This window comes from Hymenobacter jeollabukensis (assembly GCF_005771675.1).
In the GTDB taxonomy this organism is placed as follows: domain Bacteria; phylum Bacteroidota; class Bacteroidia; order Cytophagales; family Hymenobacteraceae; genus Solirubrum; species Solirubrum jeollabukense.
In genome coordinates, this window is sequence record NZ_VAJM01000014.1 from 180858 (window position 1) to 204690 (window position 23833).

The window sequence follows — 23833 nt, forward strand, 5'->3', positions numbered from 1 at the left end:
CTGCCTTCGCGTCCGCTCCATGTCCACCACCCTCGAACGTCCCGTTATTCTGCAGCGCCTGCGCCGCGAAACGCACCCGTACCACGAGGCGCTGGAGCAAAACGAGTTCAACCAGGCGCTGACGGCCGGCACCCTCACGTCGGCAGCCACCGAGCGGTTTCTGGGCAAGCTCTACGGCTTCCTCGTGCCCTACGAAGCCGCGCTGCGCCAGCACGACTTCGGCCCGGAGTGGCAGCTGGAGCTGCGCCAGCGCGCCCACCTGATCCGGGAAGATTTACCGACAGCCGACGCGCTGCCGCTGTGCCCGGTCATGCCCCGGCTCGACACCCGCGCCCGGCTGCTGGGCGCCCTGTACGTGCTGGAAGGCTCTACCCTGGGCGGGCAGGTCATCACGCGGCAACTGGCCCAGGCCGGCATCGGGATGCGCCGCTACTTCAGCGGCCACGCCGAGCGCACCGGGCCGCTGTGGAAAAGCTTCTGCCAGCTGCTGGCTGCCGAAGCCACCGACGACAACGAAGCGGACATCGTCGCCGCCGCCATTCAGACTTTTCAATTGCTACACGCGTGGATCGAGCAACGGTAGTCACTACGGACGAAGCCCTGATAAATGCGCCGGTCACGCTGACGAACTGCGACCGGGAGCCGATTCACATCCCCGGCTCGGTGCAGCCCTACGGCTTTCTGCTCTGCCTCGACGAGCGCCGCCGCCGCGTGGTGCACGCCTCCGCCAACGCGGCCGAGCAGGTGGGCATCGAAGCCGAGGACCTGCTCGGCCTGGGGCTGGAGCGCCTGTTTGGCCCGGCCACCCAGGCCGAGGTCGAGCGGCTGCTCGACGCGGCAACCGAAGAGCCCAAGCTGCTCACCATCCAGCTCGACGCGGTGGCTGGCCAGCCGGCTTACCGCCTCATCGTACACCGCCACGACGCGCTGCTCTGGCTGGAATTTGAGCCCGTGGCCGAGGGTGAGCGGAACGTACTGGACCTGGCCACGCTCAACCAGACCCTGGGCCAGATGCTGAGCGCGGGCTCGGTGCCGGAATTCTGCCAGTTCGCCGTCGACCAGCTGCGCGACCTGACGGGCTTCGACCGGGTGCTGATGTACCGCTTCGCCGAGGACGCCAGCGGCGAAGTGGTGGCCGAAGCCAAGCGCGCCGACCTGGAGCCCTTCTTCGGCCTGCACTACCCCGCCACCGACATTCCGCAGCAGGCGCGGGCCATGTACCTGAAGAGCTGGCTGCGCTTCATCCCCGACGTGGACTACCGGCCCGCGCCGCTGGTGCCGGTGCTCCACCCCGGTCAGCAGCGCCCGCCCGACATGACGTACTCGGTGCTGCGCAGCGTGTCGCCCATCCATTTGCAGTACCTGCGCAACATGGGCGTGGCGGCCACCATGACCATTTCCGTCATTCAGGAAGGCCGGCTGTGGGGGCTCATCACCTGCCACCACCTCACGCCGCTGCTGCTGCGCTACGAGCTGCGCGAGCTGTGCCTGTTCATCGGCAAGACGTTTTCGGCCCTGCTCAAGACCAAGCAGCAGCAGGACGAATTTGCCTATCAGCTGCACATCCGCGAAACGCAGGCCCAGCTGTTTGAGCAGGTCGGTCGCCACGCCAACTTCCTCGACGGCCTCTACCAGCGCCGCCCCACGGTTACCGACGTGTTCGACTGCGGCGGGGCGGCCATCTGCTTCGAGGGCAGCATCATCACCCTGGGCAGCACGCCCAGCAAGCCGCAGATTGCAGAGCTGACCGAGTGGCTGCAGCGGCACGCCCCGCAGAACCTGTTCTACACCAATTCCTACGTACAGCACAACCCGGCGGGCCTGGCCATCCGGGGCACGGCCAGCGGCATTATGGCCGTATCATTGTCGGAGGAGCCGCGCGACTACCTGATTTGGTTCCGGCCCGAGGTGATTCAGACGGTGACCTGGGCCGGCCGCGAGCAGAAGGTGGAGCGCCTGGAAAACGGCGTGTTGCACCTCTCGCCCCGCCAGTCGTTCGAGGCCTGGAAGCAGACCGTCGACAGCACCGCCGTAGCCTGGCGCCCGATGGAAATCAAGGCGGCCGAGGAAATCCGGCTGCACCTCTCCGACGTGCGCCTGAAAATCTTCAACGAGCTGCAGGTGCGCGCCGCCGCGCTCAGCAAGCTGAACTCGGAGCTGGAGCGCAGCAACGATGAGCTGGACTCCTTCGCCTACGTGGCCTCGCACGATTTGAAGGAACCCCTGCGCGGCATCCACAACTACTCCATCTTCCTGCTCGAAGACTACGCCGACAAGCTCGACGCCGACGGCACCCAGAAACTGCAAACGCTGGTGCGCCTGAGCCAGCGCATGGAGTCCCTGATCGAGTCCTTGCTGCAGCTCTCGCGCGTGGGCCGGCAGGAGCTGACCGTCACCGAAACCGACCTGGATGCGGTGGTGGCCGACGTGCTCGATGTGCTGCAACTCAGCTATCAACGCATCGACCAGCTGGTGACGGTGCACGGCCCGCTGCCTACCTTGCGCTGTGACGCAGTCCGGTTGCGGGAAATTTTTAATAATCTGCTTACCAACGCCCTCAAATACAACGACAAACCCACGCCCCACGTAGAAGTGGGCCTGGCCTCAGCCAAGGTCCGCGGCCCGCGCGGCACCGGCCGGCCCGACGACTACTACGTGTTCTACGTACGCGACAACGGCATCGGCATTGATGCCCGGCACCACGAAGCTGTATTCAAAATCTTCAAGCGCCTGCACGCGCAGGACAAGTACGGCGGCGGCACGGGCGCCGGCCTGCCCATTGCCCGCAAAATGGTGGAACGCCACGAGGGGGAATTGTGGTTAGAGTCGGTACCCGGTCAGGGCACAACGTTTTTCTTTTCTCTTTCAAAGCACTTGTAAGTGATACCCTCGGCTCACAAACCCATCCTGGTGGTGGAAGACAGCGCGGAAGACTTCACGGCCCTCGGCCGGGCCTTCCGCAAGCAAGCGCTGCCCAACCCCGTGCTGCGCTGCGAAGACGGTGACCAGGCCCTGGAATACCTGCAGGGCTACGGCAAGCACGCCAACTGGCCCGCCCAGATGCCGGCCTTCGTCCTGCTCGACCTGAACCTGCCCGGCACCGATGGCCGCGCCGTGCTCAGCAAGCTCAAGCAAGACCCGCACCTGCAATCCATTCCGGTCATCATCTTCAGCACGTCCACCAACTCGCGCGACATCGAGGACTGCTACCGCCTCGGCGCCAACAGCTACCTCACCAAACCCATCGAATTCTCGGTGCTGGAGGAGAAGGCCGCCTCGCTGGTCCGTTACTGGCTCGCCACGTCCGAGCTGCCGTCTGTAAGCTAGCCCCGCCTGTTCTGCGTGAAGAAAATCCTCCTTGTCGACGACAACGAGCACGACCGGATGCTGTACCGCCGGCTGCTGCGCAAGCAGGCCGAGCACCAAGAGTTTCAAATATTCGAGGCTGACTCGGGCGACGCGGCCCGGGCCCAGTTCACTGCGCACTGCCCCGACTGCGTACTGCTCGACTATAACCTGCCCGACACCGACGGGCTGGAGCTGCTGGCCGAGTTGAAGCTGCTGGCCCCCACCGATACGCTGTGCGTGGTGATGATAACCGGCGGCGGCAGCGAAGCCCTGGCCGTGAAGGCGCTCAACAACGGTGCCCTGGATTACCTGGTGAAGCAGCATTTCGACCACGAATTGCTGTTCAAGACGGTCATGCACGCCATCGAGAAAAACGAGTGGCGCCAGCACGTGGCCCAGCACCACCGCCAGCTACAGGCCGTGAACCAGCAGCTGGCCCGCACCAACCGCGACCTGGACAACTTCGTGTACGCGGCCTCGCACGACCTGCGCCAGCCCGTCAACAACCTGCGCGGCCTCTTCGACGAACTGCAGCGCAGCGCCACCTTCGACGACCCGGAGCAGGCCACTATCCTGCGCATGGTCGATGCCTCGCTGCACGCGCTGTCGACCACCATTTCCGACCTGGCATCGGTAGTGCAGGTGGCCCGGCCCAGCGGCGAGCAAACCACCGAGCCCGTGGCCCTGGCCGACCTCACGGCCGACGTGCTGCAGACTTTGCACCCGCAGCTACAAGCCGTGCAGGCGGATATTCAGACGGATTTCGCCGACCTGCCCGAGCTGGAATACGTGCGCGGCAACCTGCGCACCATCCTGCTGAACCTGCTCACCAACGCCGTGAAGTACCGCCACCCGGAGCGCGCGCCCCAGGTGGCCCTGCGCACCCGCCTGGTAGCCAACCAGCCGGTGCTGGAGGTGCAGGACAACGGCCTGGGCATGGACCTGGAACGCCACGGTCCGGAGCTGTTTCAGCTGTTCCGCCGCTTTCACCCGCACGCGGGCGAGGGCACCGGCGTCGGCTTGTTCCTGGTCAACCGACTGGTGCAGGCCCACGGGGGCCGCATCGAAGTGGAAAGCGAGGAAGGCCAGGGCACCACGTTCCGGGTGCATCTGCGGGGGTAGCGGCTACGCCAATGCCTCCACGCCGATGCGCTGGAAAAAGCGGTACACCCCGTCGTAATACGTGGGCGGCCGCGTGGCATCGGCGGCGCAGCCCTCCGGGATGAACAACACCATGCCCTGCCGCGCGCGCGTCAGCAGCACCCGGTAGGCATTGAGCAGGTAGCGGCGGCTGTCGGCAGCGTTGCACTGTTGCCACTTGGTGCCCTTGAACTTGCGAAACTGCCAGCCGTCGGCGTGCAGCGACAAATCGGCGTCCCAGGCCACCCCAACCCAATCGAGTTCCAGCCCTTGAATATCAAATTCGGTGGCGACGTCCTCCAAGTAAAAGGAAGAGCGCACGTCCGCTTTGTCATTTAAAAACCACTCGGAGGCGTCTATTTTATCTTTGATGTTCAGCCCCAGCGGCTTGAGACGGTGCGCCCCCGAGGATGCCACCAGTCCATACCGCTCGTTGCCGCGGGCCTGCGCTTGAAGCCACTGCTTGGCAGCTGCCAAGTTCCGGGTGACGCGCAAGGGATACACGGCGCGCAGCTCCGTTTCGTAGAGCTGCCGCGCGACTTCGGGCTGCACGTCCAGCACGGCCTGCACGAAGGCCGCGAGTTTCTCGGCTCGAAACGAGCGCACCGATACGGCCAGATGCAGCGCCGGGAGCGGCTCGGCGCGGAGCGCGTCGAGTTGCGCCAGCGCGGCGGCGTTCGGCAGGTAGTTCCGGTCGTCGCGGATGCGCTGCGAGTAGTAGATGCGCCAGTCCTGAAAACGGGTCTGAAACGCGCGCAGCCATTCTTCCAGCCCAGCCTCGCCGGTGTTGATTTCTTGCCCGCCGCCCACTAGGCAGACGATGGTGCACCAGTCGGGGTGGCGGTCCATGACTTCAACCAAAAACGCGGGCTCCGACTGGTTGAAGTCGGCCAGGCCTCGTTTCTGTTGCATGAATTTGCTGGCCTGCGCCGCCGACCACGCGCGCTGGGCTTCGTCGAACACCGTCACCTTCTCGATGGGCGGCCCGGCGGTGCGCAGGGCTTCATCGCGGAAGTGGTGGATGTTTTGAATAAACGAGCGGACCTGCGACAGGGCCTGCTTTTTGTCGAGTCGCCGCCCCTTTGTTTTGGCAGTGCGCATTTGGTCGCGCGCCAGGGCTTCGCGCAGCACCTCCACCAAAGGCCCGTTGCCGGACAAGAACACGGCGTGTTCTTGCTCGTCGGCTTGGGTACGTTCATTGGCAATGTTCAGCCCAGCCAGTGTTTTGCCCGCGCCGGGCACTCCCGTAACAAAACAGATGGCCTTGTGGCCTTCACGCTTGGCTCGGTCGATGATGGCGGCAATACAGGCGCCGGTGACAGTCAGGTTTTCGGCGCCCGCGTCGGAGCGAGAAATATCCACTACTTGGTGGCCTTGGTACAGAGCCTGCGCCGCTTCGATGATGGTGGGCGTGGGATGATACCCAGCGTGCAGCCAAGCCGCGGGCTCGATGGCGGCAGCTGTGGGTTGGACGGGCAAATTCAGCTGTAGCAACTCGGCCAATTGGTGCTCGTTGCCACGCTGCGGGTGATATACCAAATCCAGAAAGGCGCGCGCCTCATTCACATGCCGACCCGCTTTGGTAGCCAGCAGTACCGGCACGATGCGCGCGTGGTGGCTGCCGGCGTGGAAGTTTTTCAGGTCCAGCGCATAGTCCAGCACCTGGTCGAGGGCCGCTGGGTCGTAGAAGGTGCTGCCAACCTTGAACTCCAGCACAAACACCACGTCGTCAAGCAGCAACACGGCATCGGCGCGCTTGCCCATGCGCGGAATCACCAGTTCCAGCAGCAAATACCCTCGCTCAAACGCTCGCAATTCCCGCTTGAGCAGATGAATTTGGTCGCGCCAAGCATTTTTCTGCAGGTCTTCCAGCGCGTGCGTGTGCGCCAAGGTGAGTTGGCCGATAATATGGGCCTCGTCGTGGGCTAAGAATACGTCGACGGGAGCGTGATAATACGCGCGTTGCACCGGCAATTCGTTGATCAGGTAGATAACACTTGCTATTCGGGCTAATCCGACTGCTTTTACAGCAGTTGCCCCACCCCGAACAGCAGCACGAACAGCAGGGTGCTCATGGCCATCTGCTTCAGCAGCGGGTCGAGCTGCATGGACTCTTGCCGCTTCCACACCTGCACGCCGTTGAAGAGCAGCAGCGGGGCGGCCCCGAGGAACAGCCACTGCCAGGGCGAGCGGTAATTCTGCAGCACGTACACCACGGCCGCGCCTAGGCCCAACAGCAGCAGCAGCCAGTGGTAGAGGCGGGCGCGCTGCGGGCCCAGGCGCACCGGCACCGTGATTTTGCCGGCCAGCGCGTCGGAGCGGATGTCGCGGATGTTGTTCACGTTCAGCACGGCGGCCGAGAAGCAACCCAGGCTCACGGCGGGCAGCAGCACGGCCAAGGGCAGGGCCTCGGCCCATTCGGCGGCGGCGCGGTAAGCCTGCAGGAAGTACGTGCCGCACACGCCCACCAAGCCGAAAAACAGGAACACCGACACGTCGCCGAGGCCGGAGTAGCCGTAGGGCCGGGAGCCGGCGGTGTAGTTGATGGCCGCCCAGATGGCGCAGAGGCCGATAACGAGAAACGCCCCAAACACCCACAGCCCGGCAAAGCCCAGCGCCACCCACAGCAGCGCCACGCCGCTCACCAGCGAAGCCCCGCCGAACCACAGCATGGCCCGCTTCATCTGCTCCGGGCTGATGGCTCCGCTCTGCACAGCCCGCTGCGGCCCCTCGCGGTGCACGCTGTCAGCCCCGTTCTGCGAGTCGCCGTAGTCGTTGGCGAGGTTGGAGAGAATCTGCAGCAGCACGGTAGTGAGGGCGGCCAAAGCTACTACGGCGCCGTTGAAGCGGCCCCGGCTGGCGGCCAGGAAGGCGCCCATCAGGATGCTGGCCAGGGCCAGCGGCAGGGTGCGCGGCCGGAAGGCCGAAATCCAGGCGGCGGCGCGGCTGGACGTAGCGGGCGGGAGGGCGGAAGTTGTCAAAACGAAAGGAAGCGGGAAAAGCAGCGCGGCCGGGCCGGGCGGCCGCCGTCAGACAGGGGCAAGACGTAGGTATGGCCGGGGAAAACCTACCTACGGTTTTCAAAGACATAGTTATGTTTTACCCCAGACATAACTATGTCTTGCCAGAGGCATCGGCCGCCGTCAGCCGCGCCGACAACCTGCCGAAGCACCAGGCACCGTATTACTTCATGATGGCAGCCACCAGCTCCTCGCTCATGGGCTTCACCTTCGAGGGGTAATAGCCGACCACCTGGCCCTGCTCGTTCACGAGGTACTTGCAGAAGTTCCAGGTCGGCTTCTCGTCAGTAGCGCCGTTTTGGGCCTTGCTGCCGAGAAATTGGTAGAGCGGGGCCGTGTCGGCGCCCTGCACCGATACCTTCTCGAACAGCGGGAAGCTTACGCCGTAGTTTTTCTCGCAGAAAGCGGCAATCTGCTGGTTGGTGCCCGGCTCCTGCCCGCCGAAGTTGTTGGCCGGAAAGCCCAGCACCATCACCCGGTCGCCGTGCTTGCGGTAGAGCTCCTCCAGCTCCTTGTACTGCGGGGTGTAGCCGCACTCCGAGGCCGTGTTGACGATGAGCAGCTTCTTGCCGGCAAACTGGCTCAGCTTGACGGGCTTGCCGGTGATGTCGTTGACGGTGAAGTCGTAAACGGAGCCGCGGGTGGCGGGGGCGGTAGCAGCGGTTTCGGGCATGGCGGGGTTGTTGGGGCCGGAGGCCGAGCGCGCGCCGCAGGCGGCCAGCGCCGCAGCCGCGGCGTAGAGTACGAGTGTTTTCATGACGGACGGTGGTAAGGTTGAGGGGCCGGCCGCCAACCGACAGCTAACCCGGAGCAGGTACGATTTGTTGGCCGCGGCGGACTTAGGTGCGGCGCGGGGTAAGCCACTTTTCGACGTTGGCGGGCTGCCAGGCCTGCATCAGCGCCAGCAGCTCGGTTACATTGTCGGCCACCAGCAGCTGGCCGCGATTTTCGGCCCGTAGCAGGCCCTGCGCAGTCATGTGGTCGAGCAGGGTGATGAGCGCGTCGTAGAAACCGGCCACGTTGAGCAAGCCCACCGGCTTGCGGTGCAGGCCCAGCTGGCCCCAGGTGAGCACCTCGAAGAGCTCTTCCAAGGTACCGAATCCGCCGGGCATGGCAATGAAGCCCTCGGCCAGTTCGGCCATGCGCAGCTTGCGCTGGTGCATGTTCTCCACGACTTCCAGCGTGGTCAGGCCCAGGTGGGCCACTTCCTTGTCCTTCAGAAAGCCGGGAATCACGCCGATGGCCTGGCCGCCGCCGAGCATGGTGGCATCGGCCACGGCGCCCATCAGGCCCACGTTGCCGCCGCCGTACACCAGCGTGATGTGGCGCTGGGCAAACAGCTGCCCTACTTCGGTGGCGTGCTGACGGAACCGCTCGTCGGTGCCGGCGCTGGAGCCGCAGTATACTGCAATGGAGTTCATATCTGGAACGCAATGGTGCGACGGATCAGCGTCGTGGCACCGCTATGGTTTACTCAGCGCGGGCTGAGTCTGAGGACTAGCACGGGCTTAAAAGTAGTGGTGCCACGGCTTTGAGCCGTGGCACCACCGTGGTTTACATGCGCTCCGGGGCCTGAATGCCGAGCAGCTTCAGGCTCTGGCGCAGGGTGGCGGCCACCTGGGCCGAGAGGGCCACGCGCAGGCCGCGCTTGGCCGCGTCGGGCTCGGGCAGCACCTTCACGTCGTTGTAGAAGCGGTTGTAGAGCTTGGCCAGGTCGTAGGCGTACTGCCCGATGACGGCCGGCGAGTAGGCCTTGGCGGCTTCGGTCACGGCCGTGGCGTAGCCGGCCAGGGCCTGCACCAGGTCGCGCTCGGCCGGGTGCAGCTCGGCCACCTCGGCCGTAGCGCCGACTTCGATGCCCATTTCGGCCGCCTTGCGCAGCAGCTGCGAAATGCGGGCGTGGGTGTACTGAATGAAGGGGCCGGTGTCGCCGTCCAGCTTCACCGATTCCTCGGGGTTGAAGAGCATGCGCTTTTTCGGGTCCACCTTCAGCAGGTAGTACTTCAGCGCGCCCAGGCCCAGCTGGTGGTAGAGCTGGTCCAGCTCCGCCTCGCTCAGGCCCTCGGTTTTGCCCTTGGCCAGGGTGGCTTCCTTGGCCGCGTCCTTCACTTCCTCCACCAGCTCATCGGCGTCCACCACGGTGCCTTCGCGCGACTTCATCTTGCCCGAGGGCAGGTCCACCATGCCGTACGAGAGGTGGTAGATGGCGTCGGCGTAGGGCTTGCCCAGCTTTTTGAGCACGAGCTTGAGCACCTGCATGTGGTAGTTCTGCTCGTCGGCAATGACGTAGACCGAGGAATCGTAGCCGAAATCCTGGTACTTCAGCTCGGCCGTGCCCAGGTCCTGGGTCATGTACACGGAGGTGCCGTCGGCGCGCAGCAGCAGCTTCTGGTCGAGGCCGTCGTCGGTCAGGTCCACCCACACCGAGCCGTCGTCCTTGCGGAAGAACACGCCCTTCTGCAGGCCCTCTTCCACCCGCTCCTTGCCCAGCAGGTAGGTTTCCGACTCGTAGTAGAACTTGTCGAAATCCACCCCGATGCGCTGGTAGGTGTCGTTGAAGCCCTCGTACACCCAGCCGTTCATCTGCCGCCACAGGCTTACTACCGCCTCGTCGCCGGCTTCCCACTGCTGCAGCATTTCCTGGGCGTGGCGCATCAGCGGAGCCTCGCGCTTGGCCACGTCGGTAGCCACGCCTTCGGCTTCCAGCTGCTTGATCTGCTCGCGGTAGTGCTTCTCAAACAGCACGTAGTACTTGCCGATCAGGTGGTCACCCTTGATGCCAGCCGAGGCGGGCGTTTCGCCGTGGCCGTACTCCTGGTAGGCCAGCATCGACTTGCAGATGTGGATGCCCCGGTCGTTCACCAGGTTGGCCTTGGTCACCTCGGCGCCGGTGGCTTTCAGGATTTCGGCCACCGAGTAACCCAGGAAGTTGTTGCGCAAGTGGCCCAGGTGCAGGGGCTTGTTGGTGTTGGGCGAGGAGTACTCCACCACCACGCGCTGCGGCCCGCCGGTCTTGACGGGCGCGGCTACGTCCTGGGCGCGCATCTCGCGCAGCAGCCGCAGCCACTCGGCGTCGGCAATTTCCAGGTTCAGGAAGCCCTTCACCACGTTGAAGCCGCTCACGCGCGGCTCGTTGGCCGTCAGCCACTCCCCCAGCGCCTGGCCGATCTGCTCGGGGCCTTTGCCCAGGGCTTTGGTCAGCGGGAAGGTGACGAGGGTAAAGGTGCCCGCGAAGTCCTTGCGGGTGGGCTGAATGGTCAGCTGCTCGGCCGGCATCAGGGCGCCGAATACTTGCTGAATGGCCGCGCCTAGGGCGGTTTTGAGGTCTTGTTCGAGTTGTTGCACAGGAAGGTGCTGATTTTAGAACGACGCGCCAGCCCGGGGCTGGCGTCGCTGAAACACAATGGGTTTAGAAGACAACAAGCGGACTATGGCGTAAACCTCGCCCGCGGCAACACCCGTTGCTGCGGCGGCGGCAGGCTTACGCTACATTCGTCGCTCGTTGCGGCTCCGAAACGACCGCACCACCGGCATCAAAACGAAGAAAGGCAGCGGTTTCACGGCCGCAAAGCTAATCACGGATTAGCTACGCTGAACTTCGTTTCGCCGGATTCGACGGATTTTGTGACCCATCAGGCCGAGCGGGTGCTGTAGCCCACGCCAAAGGCCGGCGTAGCGCACAGCGCACTTCGCGTCTTGTTAAACGAATATCATCCGCGCGGTAATCGTGCAAACGGCAGCTACGACCCGCAAAGCGGGACTGCGCGTTCTGGCCGTTCCGCTTGCTATTCCGCCGTCCGCCGCAGCATCATCTGCACCCGCTTGGCGTTGCCGCGCGTGATGACCGGATATGCCGCCGCGTTGGCCAGCAGCCGCTGGCCCTCGGATTCAATGCTGGCCTGCACGGCGTAGGTATTCGTCGGGTCGATGCGCAGCGTGTCGTAGGCCAGGGCGAAGGTCAGCGGTACCGGCCGGCCCTGGGCGGCCACGGTGGTTTCGGCCACCACGGTGGCCGGGGCGCCCTGCTTCGAGACGTCCTGCAGCTGCACGCGCAGCACCGCGCCGGGCGGCAGGGCCAGCCGCTCGCGGTACGTCACGGTGCCGACAATGGAGTCCTGCACGGCGGCCACGGCGCGGGCGGCGGCGCTGGTGCGGGCGGTGGGCTTGGCGCAGGCGGCCAGCAGTACGGATAGCAACACAGCAGGCAGAACGGTGGTTTTCATAGCAACAGCGGCAAAACCGGGCTCAAACGTGACTGATACTCACGAATGTAGCCGATTTCGCCGCTGTTGCACTATTTAAACCGCCGATTATTCTTTTTCAGTGAAGCAGCCTCCGCCTGCGCGGGTCAGCGGCCGGTCACGGTGTCGAGCCGCAGCCGCTCCTGAATGGCGTCGGTGGCCACTTCCAGGATGTCGAAGGCGTTCGAGGCCATGGTGTTTTCCGAGTCGAGCGTGGGGTTGATTTCCACCATTTCGAAGCACACCACCCGGTCGTTTTCGAGCAGGTAGCGGCACAGGCTCATGGCTTCGCCCACGTCGAGGCCCAGCTCCACGGGCGTGCCGGTGCCCTTGCTGAAGCGCGAATCGAGCGAGTCGACGTCGAACGAGATGTACACCAGGTCGCAGAAGCGCAGCTGCTCGTAAATCTCGCGGGCCACCTGCCGGGCGCCCTTGGCCCGGAACTCGTCGAGCTTGAAGTTACGGATGTGCTGCTGCTCGATGATGGCGTCTTCCTCCGGCTCGGTGTCGCGCACGACCACGTAGACGAGGTGCTCGGGGGTTATTTTGGCGCCCTCTTCGCCCAGATTCTTGATTTTGCGCCAGAAAAACTCGGTTTCCGGCTCCACCTGGTTGTGCTGCAGCTCGCGGTGGTCGGCGCCCAGGGCCATGGCCAGCGGCATGCCGTGCACGTTGCCCGAGGGCGTGGTGTAGGGCGAGTGAATGTCGGCGTGGGCATCGATCCAGACCACGCCGAGCGTCTTGTGCGGGTAGGCGGCCTTGATGCCCGCGATGGTGCCCGCGGCGTTGCTGTGGTCGCCGGCCAGCACCAGCGGAAACTCCCCGAAGCGCAGCGTCTGCTCCACCGTGCTGCTGATGCCCTTCAGCACGTTGTAGATGCTGTCGATGTGCTTGGCGTAGGGGAAGTGGTTTTTGTCGAACAGCACCTGGTTTTGGTCGGGCACTGCCACGGAGTTGAAGCGGCGGAAGTAGTCGGAGCCTTTGTTGAGGCAGGCCACTTTGAGGGCGTCGATGCCGAGGCTGGCGCCGCGGGTGCCCGCGCCGAGTTCGGACCGAACTTCGATCAGTTTGATGCGTCGCATACAGTCTTACATGGGCAGAAGGGTTAGAAGGTGTTGTTTGCCGATTGGTGGGTGGGAACGGACACTCAACCAGGCTCGGAGCGAGCGGACCCTCCGCTCGGGTATTCTCCGACGTACAATCAACAACCAAAACACCCCCGAGAGGGTATCTTTGCGGACCCCAAGTTCGGGGTTTTAGCGCGTAGTGCCTAGTGCATGGTGCTTAGGGTTTGGGCCCTAATACCTTATCTGGCATTACCCACTTCACGTCCTTCCTAAACCAAGCACTGGGCACTAAGCACCAAGCACTAACGCATGGACACGTACCACGACCTGATCAGCCAGACCTTCGATTTTCCTTCCCAGGAGTTTACCGTGGAGGGCAACGAGCTGTATTTCCACGGCTTTCCGCTGATGCCGCTCATCGAGAAGCACGGCACGCCGCTGCGCCTCACCTACCTGCCCAAAATCAGCTCTCAGATTCAGCGGGCCAAGCAGTGGTTCAGCCAGGGCATCGAAAAGCTGAACTACCAGGGCTCGTACACCTACTGCTACTGCACCAAGGCCTCGCACTTCGCCTTCGTGGTGGAGGAAGCGCTGAAAAACGACATCCACATCGAGACGTCGTCGGGCTACGACATGCACATCATCCGGGCTTTGCACGCCAAGGGCAAGATTCAGAAGGACACCTACATCATTGCCAACGGCTTCAAGCGGGAGCGGTACAAGCGCTACCTGACCGAGTTCATGAACGACGGCTTCGTGAACTGCATGCCGATTCTCGACAACCTCAACGAAATCGACTACTATAAGGAGCACGTGCGCGAGGACGTGCGCGCCAACCTGGGCATCCGCCTGGCCTCCGACGAAGAGCCGCGCTTCCAGTTCTACACCTCGCGCCTGGGCGTGCGCTACGCCGACGCCATTCCGCTCTACGAGGAGAAGATCAAGGAGGACCCGCGCTTCGAGCTGACGATGCTCCACTACTTCATCAACACGGGCATCAAGGACACCAGCTACTACTGGTCGGAGCTGCGCCGCTTCGTGCACAAGTACTGCGAGCTGCGCAAGGTGTGCCCCACCCTGCACACCATCGACATCGGCGGCGGCCTGCCCATCCAGACCAGCATCCAGCCCGAGTACGACTACCCGTACATGATTGAGGAAGTGCTGCGCACGATTCAGCGCATCTGCCGCGAAGAGGGCGTGCCCGAGCCGCACATCTTCACCGAGTTTGGCATTTTCACGGTGGGCGAATCGGGGGCGCACGTCTACAGCATCCTCGACGAGAAGCTGCAGAACGACAAGGAGCTGTGGTACATGATTGACGGCTCCTTCATCACCAACCTGCCCGACACCTGGGCCCTGAACCAGCGCTTCATCATGCTGGCCCTCAACGGCTGGGAACGGAGCTACAAGAAGATTCAGCTCGGCGGCATGACCTGCGACTCGCAGGACTACTACAACGCCGAGAAGCACATCTACCAGGTGTTCCTGCCCGAGCAAAGCCCCCAGAAACCGCTGTACGTGGGCTTTTTCCACACCGGCGCCTACCAGGAGCAGCTTTCCGGCTACGGCGGCATCAAGCACTGCCTGATTCCGGCACCCAAGCACATCATCATCGACCGCGAGGAAGACGGCTCGGTGCGCGACTGGGAATTTGCCCCGGAGCAGGACCCCGAGTCGATGATGCGCATTCTGGGCTACACGGAGTAAGCTGGTTTGCCTGACAAACCTTGAACGTCATGTCGAGCTTGCCGAGACATCTCGCGTGCTGACGGCAGGTAAGTAACCTCAACGAGGGAGTTACTATCCGGCTAAACACGCGAGATGTCTCGGCTGCGCTCTGAATGACGTTCTGCTTTCCGGCACTAGCCCACAAGCCCCGCTATATCTGATTGTTGCCGTGAAATTTGCCCACTTGGTTGGACCATAGCCGGACGAAGTCGTAAGTTTGTAAAGCTCACATTCAACTAGCATCTCCCCCACCATGAAAAAAGCTGTACTTCTGCTGACGGCCGCCGCTTCGCTGGCCCTGGGCGCCTGCAACAAGACCACTTGCCCGGCCTACTCGAAAGCCGACAACAAAACGGCTGAGCCGGTAGCTTCGGCTGAGGCCCCGCAGGCTCGTCAGTAACCCATACCGGCTTTGCCGCAAGCCCGCCGGGCGCCTCGCAAGGGGCGCCCGGCGGGCTTTTTTCAGGGCCACGTAGTACCGCTTCAGCTGGGAAGTCAATTTGATTATCCAATAATTACAAATAAAAAAATTACAAGAGCGACGCAGAATAAAAAACAACCCTACCCCGTTCTAATGAGGCAATTGCACGCACCGTTCCGCTTACCCTCATTTGAACTTTTGCATGAAAAAGCTTGCACCTCTGGCCTTCGTAGCGCTGGTTGCCGGGCTTGGCTCCTGCCAGACCAAGTGCCCCGCCTACACCCAAAAGGCCCCGAACCGGCACGCCGAAGCCGTGACGGCCAGCGCGGCCCAGCCCGCCGCCGAACGGCAGTAGAAATCACCTTTAAGGTTGCGTTAGGGGCGCAGCCTTGGCGTCCCGGCAGGCAGCACTTCGCTACGGAAGCTGCCCGGCCGGGACGCCACCTTTTGGGGGTAATCGGTAGCGAAAATTTGGTAATTGACCGATGCTACGCGGCCGGCCCGGCGGCCAGAATCAGGTCGGCGGCGGTGGCCAGATTGGTGGTGCGCGGCTCGTAGGCCAGCAGTTCCTCGTGGCCGACCAGGATGGCGCGCACGCCCACGCGGTGGGCCGCTTCCAGGTCGCGGGCCCGGTCGCCGACCAGCCAGCAGCGGGCGGGGTCGAGGTGGAAGCGGGCCATGGCCTTTTCCAGCATCAATGAACCGGGCTTGCGCGACAACGACTCTGACACCGAGGGGTGGCCGGGGGCGAAGTAAAAGGCATCAATCAGCCCGCCGCAGGCATCCTGCAGCTTTTGGTGGCAGGCGTTCATGTCGGCGCGCGTGTAGAGGCCCCGGGCAATGCCGGCCTGGTTGGTGACGACGATGAGGCGGTAGCCGGCCGCGTGCAGGCGCCGCAGGGCGGCGGGCACTTCGGGCAGCACTTCAAATTCATCCAGGCGCCACACGTAGTGGCCGATTTCGGCGTTGAGCACACCGTCGCGGTCGAGGAACACGGCCTTGGCCGCGGCTGGGGTTGTCATGGGGCAAAAATAGCCGCGCGGCGGCAGTACCGGGCGAAACCATGCTCCGGGCAGCACCGGGCGGGGCTACTGCTGGCTCCGTCAGGCAGCGGCAATGCCCTCTGTTACAGCCGGCTCTGCCGGCGCCTTCCGTTATCTGCTTCGCCGCTGACGCACATCAGCCGCTAGGGTGCCGCTTTACCGCCGGCCATGGGTTATTTTTGCGGTTTCGGGCAGATTTCGCACTAGCATGAACATAGCAGTTATCGGCGGGGGCATTACGGGACTGGTCACGGCCTGGCACCTGCAGCAGCGCGGGGCCACGGCGCACGTGTACGAGGCGGGCGAAGCCGGCGGCAACATGCGCAGCCGCCACCTGCCCGGCGGCTACGTGGTGGAGCTGGGCCCCAACTCCCTGCAGCTCAGCCCCGAGCTGGAGGCCCTGATCAAGGACTTGGGCCTGGAAAGCCAGATTCAGGAGCCCGCCGCCGTGAGCAGCCGCCGCTACGTGGTGCGCGACGGACGGGTGCGTGAGCTGCCCGCCAAGCCCCAGCAACTGCTGTTCAGCAGCTTCTTTTCGCTCGGCGCCAAGCTCAGCGTGCTACGCGAGCTGCGCCGCCCGGCCCAGCCCGCCGATCCGCAGGAAACCATTACCCACTTTTTCCAGCGCCGCTTCGGCCAGGAAATCGTCGACTACGCCGTCAATCCGTTCGTTTCGGGCATCTACGCCGGCGACCCGGCCCGGCTGCTGGTGCACAAGACGTTTCCGCAGCTGCCGGCCCTGGAGCAGGCGCACGGCTCGGTGCTGCGCGGCTTTGCCAAGACGATGAAGGGCGCGGCCCGGCGGCGCATCATTTCCTTGCGCGGCGGCCTGCAGGCCTTCCCCGACGCGCTGGTGAAGCAATTGCGCCACGTGCACGCCCACACCCGCGTGGAGGCCCTGCTGCCCCAGCCCGACGGCCGCTACCGCTTGCGCCTCGCGGGCCAGCCCGCCCTGGCCGAAATCTTCGATGCGGTAGTGCTGGCCCTGCCCGCCTACGCCGCCGCCCCGCTGCTGGCCCCCCTCGACGCCGACGCGGGCGCGGCGCTGGCGGCCGTGCACTACCCGCCCATGACGGCCGTGCACACCGCCTACGACCGCGCCGCCGTGCAGCACCCGCTCAACGGCTTCGGGGCGCTGAGCCCGAAAACCGAGCAGCCGGTGGCCGCGGGCACCTTGTGGAGCAGCTCGCTGTTTCCGGATCGGGCGCCGGCCGGGCAGGTGCTGCTCACCTCCTTCGTGGGCGGGGCGCAGTACGAGGCCCTGGCCCAGCTGCCCGACGAGCCGCTGCTGGCGGCCGTGCGCGCCGAGCAGGAGCGGCTGTACGGGCTGCAACCGGGGGCGCCGGCGCGGCTGCAGCACATTTTTCGCTGGCCCCGAAGCATCCCTCAGTTCGATTCGGGCATCTTACCGGCACACGCGGCGGCCGACCGGCTGGAAGCCCGCGGCATCTGGACGGTAGCCAACTGGCGCGCCGGCGTGGGCATCCCCGACTGCCTGCGCCGGGCCGAGCAGGTGGCCAACGCCCTGACGGCCGTTTAGCGCCGGTTTCGGCCGCCCGAAATCTTTTTTCTCCGCCGTGCCCCCGGCCCGGCGGCTTACTTGGCTACGCGTTGGCCGAATGCTTACCTTTGACCTAATGAACGATTCGCTCGTCATCATACCGACCTACAACGAACGGGAAAACGCCGAGCTGATCATCCGCAAGGTGTTTTCGCTGCCGAAGCTATTCGATGTACTCATCATCGATGACGGCTCGCCCGATGGCACCGCCGACGTGGTGCGCGGCCTGCAGCACGAGTTTCAGGGGCGCCTGCACCTGGAGGAGCGCCGCGGCAAGCTGGGCCTGGGCACGGCATACATTCACGGCTTTCGGTGGGCGCTGCGCCACGGCTACGGCTACATCTTCGAGATGGACGCCGACTTCTCGCACAACCCCGACGATTTGATCCGCCTCTACGAGGCCTGCGCCGTAGAAGGCCACGACATGGCCATCGGCTCGCGCTACATCACCGGCGTGAACGTGGTGAACTGGCCCATGGACCGCGTGCTGATGTCGTGGTTTGCCTCGGCCTACGTGCGCTTCGTCACCGGCATGCCCATCATGGACGCCACCGCGGGCTTCAAGTGCTACACGGCCCGCGTGCTCAGCGCCATCCTCGAGAACAAGATTCGCTTCGTGGGCTACGCCTTCCAGATCGAGATGAAATGGCTGGCGTTCAAGTACGGGTTCCTGATCAAGGAAGTGCCGATTATCTTCACCGACCGCACCCGCGGCGCCTCCAAAATGTCGAAGGGCATTTTCAAGGAAGCCCTGCTGGGCGTGGTGCAGATGAAGGTCGACAGCTGGTTCCGCCGCTTCCCGCAGCGGGGCGAAATCGTCGCCGCCGCGGCGCCGGCCTCTACGGCCGCAACCCCGGCCCGGGAAACGCGGTAAGGGTGGGCAACGGGCCGCATCGGCGGCCGTTTTACGGGCGCGCAGCATGACGATTTCTCCCTGGTTCTGGGTTGGCTTCAACCTCTTCGTGCTGGCCATGCTGCTGCTGGACCTGCTGGTGTTCAACCGCCAGGCCCACGTGGTGCGCATGCGCGAAGCCCTGAGCTGGAGCGCCTTCTGGATTGCCCTGTCGCTGGCCTTCAACTACCTGATTTACCGGCAAATGGGCCGCGAACCGGCCATCAATTTCCTGACGGGCTACCTGCTGGAAAAGGCACTGAGCGTGGACAACCTGTTCGTGTTCCTGCTCATTTTCACCTACTTCAAGGTGCCGCCGCAGTACCAGCACCGCATCCTGTTCTGGGGCGTGCTCGGGGCCTTGGTGCTGCGCGCCGCGTTTATCGTGCTCGGGGCGGCGCTCATCAGCAAGTTCAGCTGGACGCTCTACCTGCTCGGGGCCTTCCTGGTGTATACCGGCGTGAAAATGGCCACCAGCAGCGGCGACCCGAACATCGACCCGGAAAACAACCCGGTGGTGAAGTTTCTGAGCCGGCACCTGCCCATCACGGCCCGCTACGAGGGCGGGCGGTTTTTCGTGCGGCGCGAAAAGCTGCTGTTTGCCACGCCGCTGTTCGTGGTGCTGGTGATGGTGGAAACCACCGACGTGGTCTTCGCCGCCGACTCGATTCCGGCCATTCTGGCCGTTACGCAGGACAAGTTTATCGTCTACACCTCCAACGTGTTTGCCCTGCTGGGCCTGCGCGCCCTCTACTTCGCCTTGGCCGGGCTGATGACGCTGTTTCACTACCTGCACTACGGCCTCGCGCTCATCCTCGTCTTCATCGGCGGCAAGCTGCTGCTGCACGACTTCTTCGTGGTACCCACGGAATGGGCCCTGGGCGTCGTCGCGGCGCTGCTGGCCCTGTCGGTGGTCTTCTCGCTACTGTTTCCGCGCAAGGAAGTGCCGGTCGACACGCCCGACGGGCCGTAGCGCCCTGGCTTTGTCCGTGACGGCAGCGCCGGTTGTTGCCCGGTCCTGACCACTGCCCGCCTGAACCGCAGCGGGGAAAATCCAGCCGTGGTAAAGTATACGCGGCCCATTACGCGTCAGCCGGTGCGGGCTGCCGGGTGTGGTGGTCGTTATTTCTGCTTTGAGCATGAACGCCGACCTGCTTTACCATTCTGCGCCACCCGAGGCCGCGCTGGCCGGGGTGGTCGAAAGCTTCTGGCAGCTAAAGACCGGCGCCGAGGCGGCCGCCAAGCCCATCTGGCTGCTGCCCGACGGCCGCATCGACGTGCTGTTTTCGTACTCCGCCACCGAGCCCTACCACGTCATGCTCATGGGCCTGGGCAGCACGGCCGAGCCCGCCACCCTGGCGGCCGGCACGGTACTGGGCGGCGTGAGCCTGCACCTGCCGGCCGCCGAGTACCTGCTCGGCGGCAGCGTGGCCGATATCCTGAACGGGGCCCGGCCACTGCCCGCCGATTTCTGGGGTGTGACACCGGCCGACCTGGCTGATTTCGGGCAGTTCTGTGCCCGGCTCAGCGCCGCGCTGCGCGCCCGGCTGCGCCCCATTGATGATGCGCGCAAGCGGCGGCTGTTCGAACTGCTCTACGCCTCCGACGGCGCGCTGCCGGTGCACGAGCTGGCCGACCGCGCGGGCTGGAGCAGCCGGCAGATCAACCGCTACTTCCAGCAGTATTTCGGCCTCTCGCTTAAGGCCTACTGCGCCATTCTGCGGTTTCGGGCGGCGTTTCCGCAGCTCAAGGCCGGGCGGCTGTTTCCCGAGCAGCACTTCGCCGATCAGGCCCACTTCATCCGCGAGGTGCGCCGGCTGGCGGGCGTGCGGCCCAAAGACCTGGTCCGCAACGAGAATGACCGATTTATTCAATTTTCGGCCTGGACTGAGAAATAGCTTTGTCTTCGTAATCATCACTGAACGAAGACCATGCTTCTTACCGATAAGCAAACGGCCATCATCGGCGGCGGGCCCGGCGGCCTCACGCTGGCCCGCCTGCTGCAGCTGCGGGGAGCCCGCGTGACCGTATATGAGCGCGACCCGGACCGCTCGGCCCGGCAGCAGGGCGCCACCCTCGATCTGCACGACGAATCAGGCCTGCGCGCCCTCACCAAGGCCGGTCTGCTCGACGCCTTCCGCCAGCACTACCGCCCCGGCGCCGACCGCCTGCGCCTCGTCGACGGCCAAGGCCGCATCCTATTTGACCAGCACGCGCAGTCCGAGGAGCCCACGTTCGGCCACGAGCATTTTCGCCCCGAAATTGACCGGGGGCCGCTCCGCGAATTGCTTCTCGACTCGCTCGCGCCGGATACCATCGTGTGGAACAGTCAGCTGCGCGGCCTGGAGCCCGAGGGCGCGGGTTGGCGCCTGCATTTCCCGGACGGCCGCACGGCCTACGCCGACCTCGTCATCGGGGCCGACGGGACTGGCTCCAAGGTGCGCCCGTTGGTGACGCCGCTGCCGCCGTTCTTCACCGGCTACACCGTGGTGGAGGGCAACATTTACGAGGCCGCCCGGAATGCGCCCGCGCTGTGGGCGCTGACCAAGGGCGGCAAGGTCTTCGCCCTGGCCCACAACCAAAGCATCATTCTCAGTGCCAAGGGTGACGGCAGCCTCTCGTTCTACACCTGCCAGCGCAGCGCGGAGGACTGGGTACACCGCAGCGGCATCGACTTCCAGAGCCTGCCGCAGGTAGCCGCTTGGTTTGCCCGCGACTTCGCGGCCTGGAGCCCGGCCTGGCAGGAGCTGTTTGCCACCGAGCACCTGTACGTGGTACCGCGCCCGCAATACTGCATGCCGCTGGATCAGACCTGGGCGCCGCAAGCCAGCATCACCCTGCTCGGCGACGCGGCCCACCTGATGCCGCCCTACGCCGGTGAAGGCGTAAATATGGCCATGCTCGACGCGCTGGAGCTGAGCTACTGCCTCACCGACGGCCGCTTCGCCGACCTGCGCCCGGCCATCGGCCACTACGAAACCGAAATGCGTCGCCGTGGCAGCGCGGTAGCCGCCGTTTCCATCGAGTCGATGGAGCAGCTGCATTCGCCGGGCGCCCTGGCCTGGATGAGCCGGATAACCGAAGCGTGACCCGCCCTTGCGCAGCCAAGCCCGCGCTACCAGCAACAAGGCCGCCCGGGAAGGAAACCGGGCGGCCTTGTTGCTGGGTAATGCCGTCAGATTAGTTTTTCGGCGGGGTGGCGGGGGCAGCTGCCGGCTGGGTGGCGTTGACGCCCGCGTCGGGGGCGGCGCCGCCGGTATTGAGCAGGTCGATGAGGTTGATGGGGTCGAACTGGCTGCTGTCGGCGGCCTGCACGCGGGTGGTGTCGGGGCGGGCGGAGAAGCTCATGTAGCCGCGGGCCGGGCCGGTCAGGTTCACGGAGCGGCTCAGGCCGTCGGCTTCGGACTCCGGAATGTAGCCGCGAGCGGCCATGATGTCGGCAATCAGGCGGAAGAAGTAGCGCGTGCTGCGGCGCAGGTCGCCGTAAGCATCGAACGACTGGCGGGCGTACTTGGGCTTGGGAATGATGCTGGCCAGGTACAGGCTTTCCTGCAGGTTGAGGTCGGCGGGCTGCTTGCCGTAGTAGAACTTGGCCGCTTCGGCCACGCCGTACACGCCCCGCTCGCCGCCGGGCCAGCGGTACTTGCTCGGGCCCCACTCGATGATGTTCAGGTAGACCTCCATCATGCGCTGCTTGCTCACCAGGCGGGTATTTTCGATCAGCCACACCATCAGCGCTTCCTCGGCCTTGCGGGCAATGGTCTTCTGGCGGGTCAGAAACACGTTCTTGACCAGCTGCATCGAGAGCGTACTGCCGCCGCGGGCGAAGCGCTTTTCCTTGAGGTTCTGGATGGCCGACTTCACGAAGGCCTTTTCCATGAAGCCCTTGTGGGTGAAAAAGCGCGGGTCCTCGGCGGTGATGATGGCGTACTTCAGGTAGTTCGACACCTGGTCGAAAGGCACGAACTCGGGGTTGGAGGGGCCCACCAGGAAGGTCTTGAGCGAGTCGCCCTTGTCGTTGTAGGCCGTGTAGGGGAATTCCTGGTTGAGCAGGCGCAGGTCCGTCTTGCCGAAGCGCGTGATGCGGAAGTCGTTGCTCTTCTTCAGCGCGGAATCGAACTTCAGGCTGTCGACCCGCTGCATGTCCAGGGCCAGATTCATGCGGTACTGCAGCTTGCCGGTGCCCTGCATGCCCTGCACGGCCTCGAACACGCCCTGCGGCAGCGAGGCGAAGAAATCGGTGGCCGGCGTTTCGGCCGATTCCACGTTGGCCGCCAGCAGCAGGCCGCGCATGCGCGGGCTGTAGTTGAGTGTATTCTCGTCGTAGCGGCCCTTCAGGTCGGCGGCGGTGCGCAGGCGGATGCTCACCTGCGGGTAGGCCTCGATTTTGTTGAGGCGTACCTTGGTACCCTTGTCCAGGGCCAGGTAGTTCTGGCCCAGCGTGGCCACGAAGTCGATGCCGCCGCGGCGCACCACCACGTCCGAGTCCGAAATCTTGGGGTGGTTCAGGCGGAAGTTGCTGGCGGCGGCGGCCCCGCGCACGGTCAGCTGCTCGTCGTCGTAGTCCTTGCCGGCCAGGCTCAGGTGCAGGGTATCGAACTGCACGCGGGCCCCGTAGCGGCGCTGCAGCAGCGGCAGAATCACGGGCTGCCGGTTCTGGCCGAACACCTGCACGTCGAGGTTTTCGTCGCCCTGCTCCACGTGGCCGGTCAGGCCGATGCGGTTGGTAACGGAGTCGAGCACCACCGTCAGCTGCCCGGTCAGGTCGCCGTCTTCGATGGCCAGCTGGGGCATGGTGAGCGTGGCGGCGTGGCGCGGGCTGCGGTAGGTGACGAGGAAGTCGCGAAAATCGGCCTGGCCGGGAATGTTGTCGAGGCCCGCGTCGAGCAGCTGGTTGAGCACGGCGCCGTAGTTGGTGCCCTTGGTCGTGTCGCGCTTGACGGCGGTGGCGGCCCCGCGCTTCTTGAGCAGGAAGCCGTAGTTGTCGTCGCCGGCGGCCGTTTTCAGAGCGCGCAGCCGAGCCTGGTGGATCTGCAGGTCGCTGAACACCGGGCGGCGGGCAAACAAGGAGCGCAGCGAAATGCTGGCGGTGATGCGCTGGGCGGTGAGCAGCGTGTCGCGCAGGCCCTCCGTCGGCACCAGGCTCACCCCGTTGATCTGCACCGTGTTCAAATCGGTGAAGGCCGCCGGGCCCAGACCCAGGGTCACGGGGTATTTGCGCTCCATCTTGGTTTTGACTTCGCCCAGGGCGTAGCGCAGCAGCTCTTCGCGCTTGAGCAGAAAGATTCCCAGCCCGATGAGCAGCAGAGCCGCCACCGAGCCCAGGCTCCAGTACAATATTTTCTTGGTCTTTGGCTTCACGCGGAGGT

Annotated in this window: 22 protein-coding genes; 13 read left to right on the forward strand and 9 right to left on the reverse strand. The window is 64.6% G+C overall.

Translation table 11 applies throughout. From position 1 onward, the window contains the following. Positions 1-19: 19 nt before the first annotated feature. The 4 genes from FDY95_RS21855 to FDY95_RS21870 are packed head-to-tail and all read left to right on the forward strand — an operon-like array spanning position 20 to position 4470. Complete coding sequence (locus tag FDY95_RS21855; protein ID WP_138080995.1) at positions 20-583, forward strand: biliverdin-producing heme oxygenase; 564 nt, start codon at positions 20-22, stop codon at positions 581-583. Next, the gene (locus FDY95_RS21860) at positions 565-2880 is read left to right on the forward strand and encodes an ATP-binding protein (RefSeq protein ID WP_171025787.1); all 2316 of its coding nucleotides are present in this window, start codon (positions 565-567) and stop codon (positions 2878-2880) included. The genes FDY95_RS21855 and FDY95_RS21860 overlap by 19 nt, the downstream gene beginning before the upstream one ends. Then, entirely contained in the window at positions 2881-3327 is a 447-nt protein-coding gene (locus tag FDY95_RS21865; protein ID WP_138080999.1) for a response regulator, read from the forward strand. A 15-nt stretch (positions 3328-3342) separates the two neighbouring features. Further along, complete coding sequence (locus FDY95_RS21870) at positions 3343-4470, forward strand: ATP-binding response regulator (protein WP_138081001.1); 1128 nt, start codon at positions 3343-3345, stop codon at positions 4468-4470. 3 nt (positions 4471-4473) lie between these two features. Here the strand turns inward: FDY95_RS21870 and FDY95_RS21875 are convergent, their stop codons facing one another. From FDY95_RS21875 to argS, 5 genes are all read right to left on the reverse strand, one after another. Beyond that, positions 4474-6615 (reverse strand): DUF2075 domain-containing protein, encoded by a 2142-nt coding sequence (locus FDY95_RS21875; protein ID WP_212744941.1) that lies wholly within the window; start codon positions 6613-6615, stop codon positions 4474-4476. After that, positions 6513-7469 carry a 1,4-dihydroxy-2-naphthoate polyprenyltransferase gene (locus tag FDY95_RS21880; protein WP_138081004.1) on the reverse strand — a complete coding sequence of 319 codons (957 nt, stop codon included), beginning with the start codon at positions 7467-7469 and terminating at the stop codon, positions 6513-6515. The genes FDY95_RS21875 and FDY95_RS21880 overlap by 103 nt, the downstream gene beginning before the upstream one ends. Positions 7470-7671: 202 nt before the next feature. Further along, positions 7672-8265 carry a glutathione peroxidase gene (locus FDY95_RS21885; protein WP_138081006.1) on the reverse strand — a complete coding sequence of 198 codons (594 nt, stop codon included), beginning with the start codon at positions 8263-8265 and terminating at the stop codon, positions 7672-7674. An 82-nt stretch (positions 8266-8347) separates the two neighbouring features. Further along, on the reverse strand, positions 8348-8929 hold the full coding sequence (locus FDY95_RS21890; RefSeq protein WP_138081008.1) for an LOG family protein: 582 nt from the start codon (positions 8927-8929) through the stop codon (positions 8348-8350). Between the two features lie 133 nt (positions 8930-9062). Continuing rightward, on the reverse strand, positions 9063-10853 hold the full coding sequence (gene argS / locus FDY95_RS21895; RefSeq protein WP_138081010.1) for an arginine--tRNA ligase: 1791 nt from the start codon (positions 10851-10853) through the stop codon (positions 9063-9065). A 6-nt stretch (positions 10854-10859) separates the two neighbouring features. Here argS and FDY95_RS21900 point away from each other — a divergent pair, with 6 nt between their 5' ends. After that, complete coding sequence (locus FDY95_RS21900) at positions 10860-11162, forward strand: hypothetical protein (protein ID WP_138081012.1); 303 nt, start codon at positions 10860-10862, stop codon at positions 11160-11162. 131 nt (positions 11163-11293) lie between these two features. Here FDY95_RS21900 and FDY95_RS21905 read toward each other — a convergent pair whose 3' ends face one another. Continuing rightward, the gene (locus FDY95_RS21905; protein ID WP_171025788.1) at positions 11294-11707 is read right to left on the reverse strand and encodes a YbaY family lipoprotein; all 414 of its coding nucleotides are present in this window, start codon (positions 11705-11707) and stop codon (positions 11294-11296) included. Positions 11708-11856: 149 nt separating this feature from the next. Next, positions 11857-12831, reverse strand: a complete 975-nt coding sequence (locus FDY95_RS21910; RefSeq protein WP_138081016.1) for an arginase — start codon at positions 12829-12831, stop codon at positions 11857-11859. A gap of 294 nt (positions 12832-13125) precedes the next feature. On the opposite strand from FDY95_RS21910, the gene FDY95_RS21915 reads away from it, so the two are divergent. The 3 genes from FDY95_RS21915 to FDY95_RS26445 all read left to right on the forward strand — a co-directional run bounded on the left by FDY95_RS21915 (position 13126) and on the right by FDY95_RS26445 (position 15323). Further along, the gene (locus FDY95_RS21915; protein WP_138081018.1) at positions 13126-14526 is read left to right on the forward strand and encodes a type III PLP-dependent enzyme domain-containing protein; all 1401 of its coding nucleotides are present in this window, start codon (positions 13126-13128) and stop codon (positions 14524-14526) included. A gap of 274 nt (positions 14527-14800) precedes the next feature. Beyond that, the gene (locus tag FDY95_RS26440) at positions 14801-14947 is read left to right on the forward strand and encodes a hypothetical protein (RefSeq protein WP_171025789.1); all 147 of its coding nucleotides are present in this window, start codon (positions 14801-14803) and stop codon (positions 14945-14947) included. A 223-nt stretch (positions 14948-15170) separates the two neighbouring features. Continuing rightward, the gene (locus FDY95_RS26445; RefSeq protein ID WP_171025790.1) at positions 15171-15323 is read left to right on the forward strand and encodes a hypothetical protein; all 153 of its coding nucleotides are present in this window, start codon (positions 15171-15173) and stop codon (positions 15321-15323) included. Between the two features lie 133 nt (positions 15324-15456). Here FDY95_RS26445 and FDY95_RS21920 read toward each other — a convergent pair whose 3' ends face one another. After that, the gene (locus tag FDY95_RS21920) at positions 15457-15990 is read right to left on the reverse strand and encodes a D-glycero-alpha-D-manno-heptose-1,7-bisphosphate 7-phosphatase (RefSeq protein ID WP_138081020.1); all 534 of its coding nucleotides are present in this window, start codon (positions 15988-15990) and stop codon (positions 15457-15459) included. A 229-nt stretch (positions 15991-16219) separates the two neighbouring features. Between FDY95_RS21920 and hemG the strand changes: the two genes are divergently transcribed. From hemG to FDY95_RS21945, 5 genes are all read left to right on the forward strand, one after another. Next, positions 16220-17551 (forward strand): protoporphyrinogen oxidase, encoded by a 1332-nt coding sequence (hemG, locus tag FDY95_RS21925; protein WP_138081022.1) that lies wholly within the window; start codon positions 16220-16222, stop codon positions 17549-17551. Positions 17552-17648: 97 nt separating this feature from the next. Further along, on the forward strand, positions 17649-18446 hold the full coding sequence (locus FDY95_RS21930; RefSeq protein WP_138081024.1) for a polyprenol monophosphomannose synthase: 798 nt from the start codon (positions 17649-17651) through the stop codon (positions 18444-18446). Positions 18447-18492: 46 nt separating this feature from the next. Continuing rightward, complete coding sequence (locus tag FDY95_RS21935; protein ID WP_138081026.1) at positions 18493-19437, forward strand: TerC family protein; 945 nt, start codon at positions 18493-18495, stop codon at positions 19435-19437. A gap of 166 nt (positions 19438-19603) precedes the next feature. Then, positions 19604-20362 carry a helix-turn-helix domain-containing protein gene (locus FDY95_RS21940; RefSeq protein WP_138081028.1) on the forward strand — a complete coding sequence of 253 codons (759 nt, stop codon included), beginning with the start codon at positions 19604-19606 and terminating at the stop codon, positions 20360-20362. A gap of 33 nt (positions 20363-20395) precedes the next feature. Then, entirely contained in the window at positions 20396-21553 is a 1158-nt protein-coding gene (locus FDY95_RS21945) for an FAD-dependent oxidoreductase (RefSeq protein ID WP_138081030.1), read from the forward strand. A 91-nt stretch (positions 21554-21644) separates the two neighbouring features. Here the strand turns inward: FDY95_RS21945 and FDY95_RS21950 are convergent, their stop codons facing one another. Continuing rightward, a complete protein-coding gene (locus FDY95_RS21950; protein WP_138081032.1) occupies positions 21645-23825 on the reverse strand; it encodes a biosynthetic peptidoglycan transglycosylase in 2181 nt (726 codons plus the stop codon). Between the last annotated feature and the right edge of the window lie 8 nt (positions 23826-23833).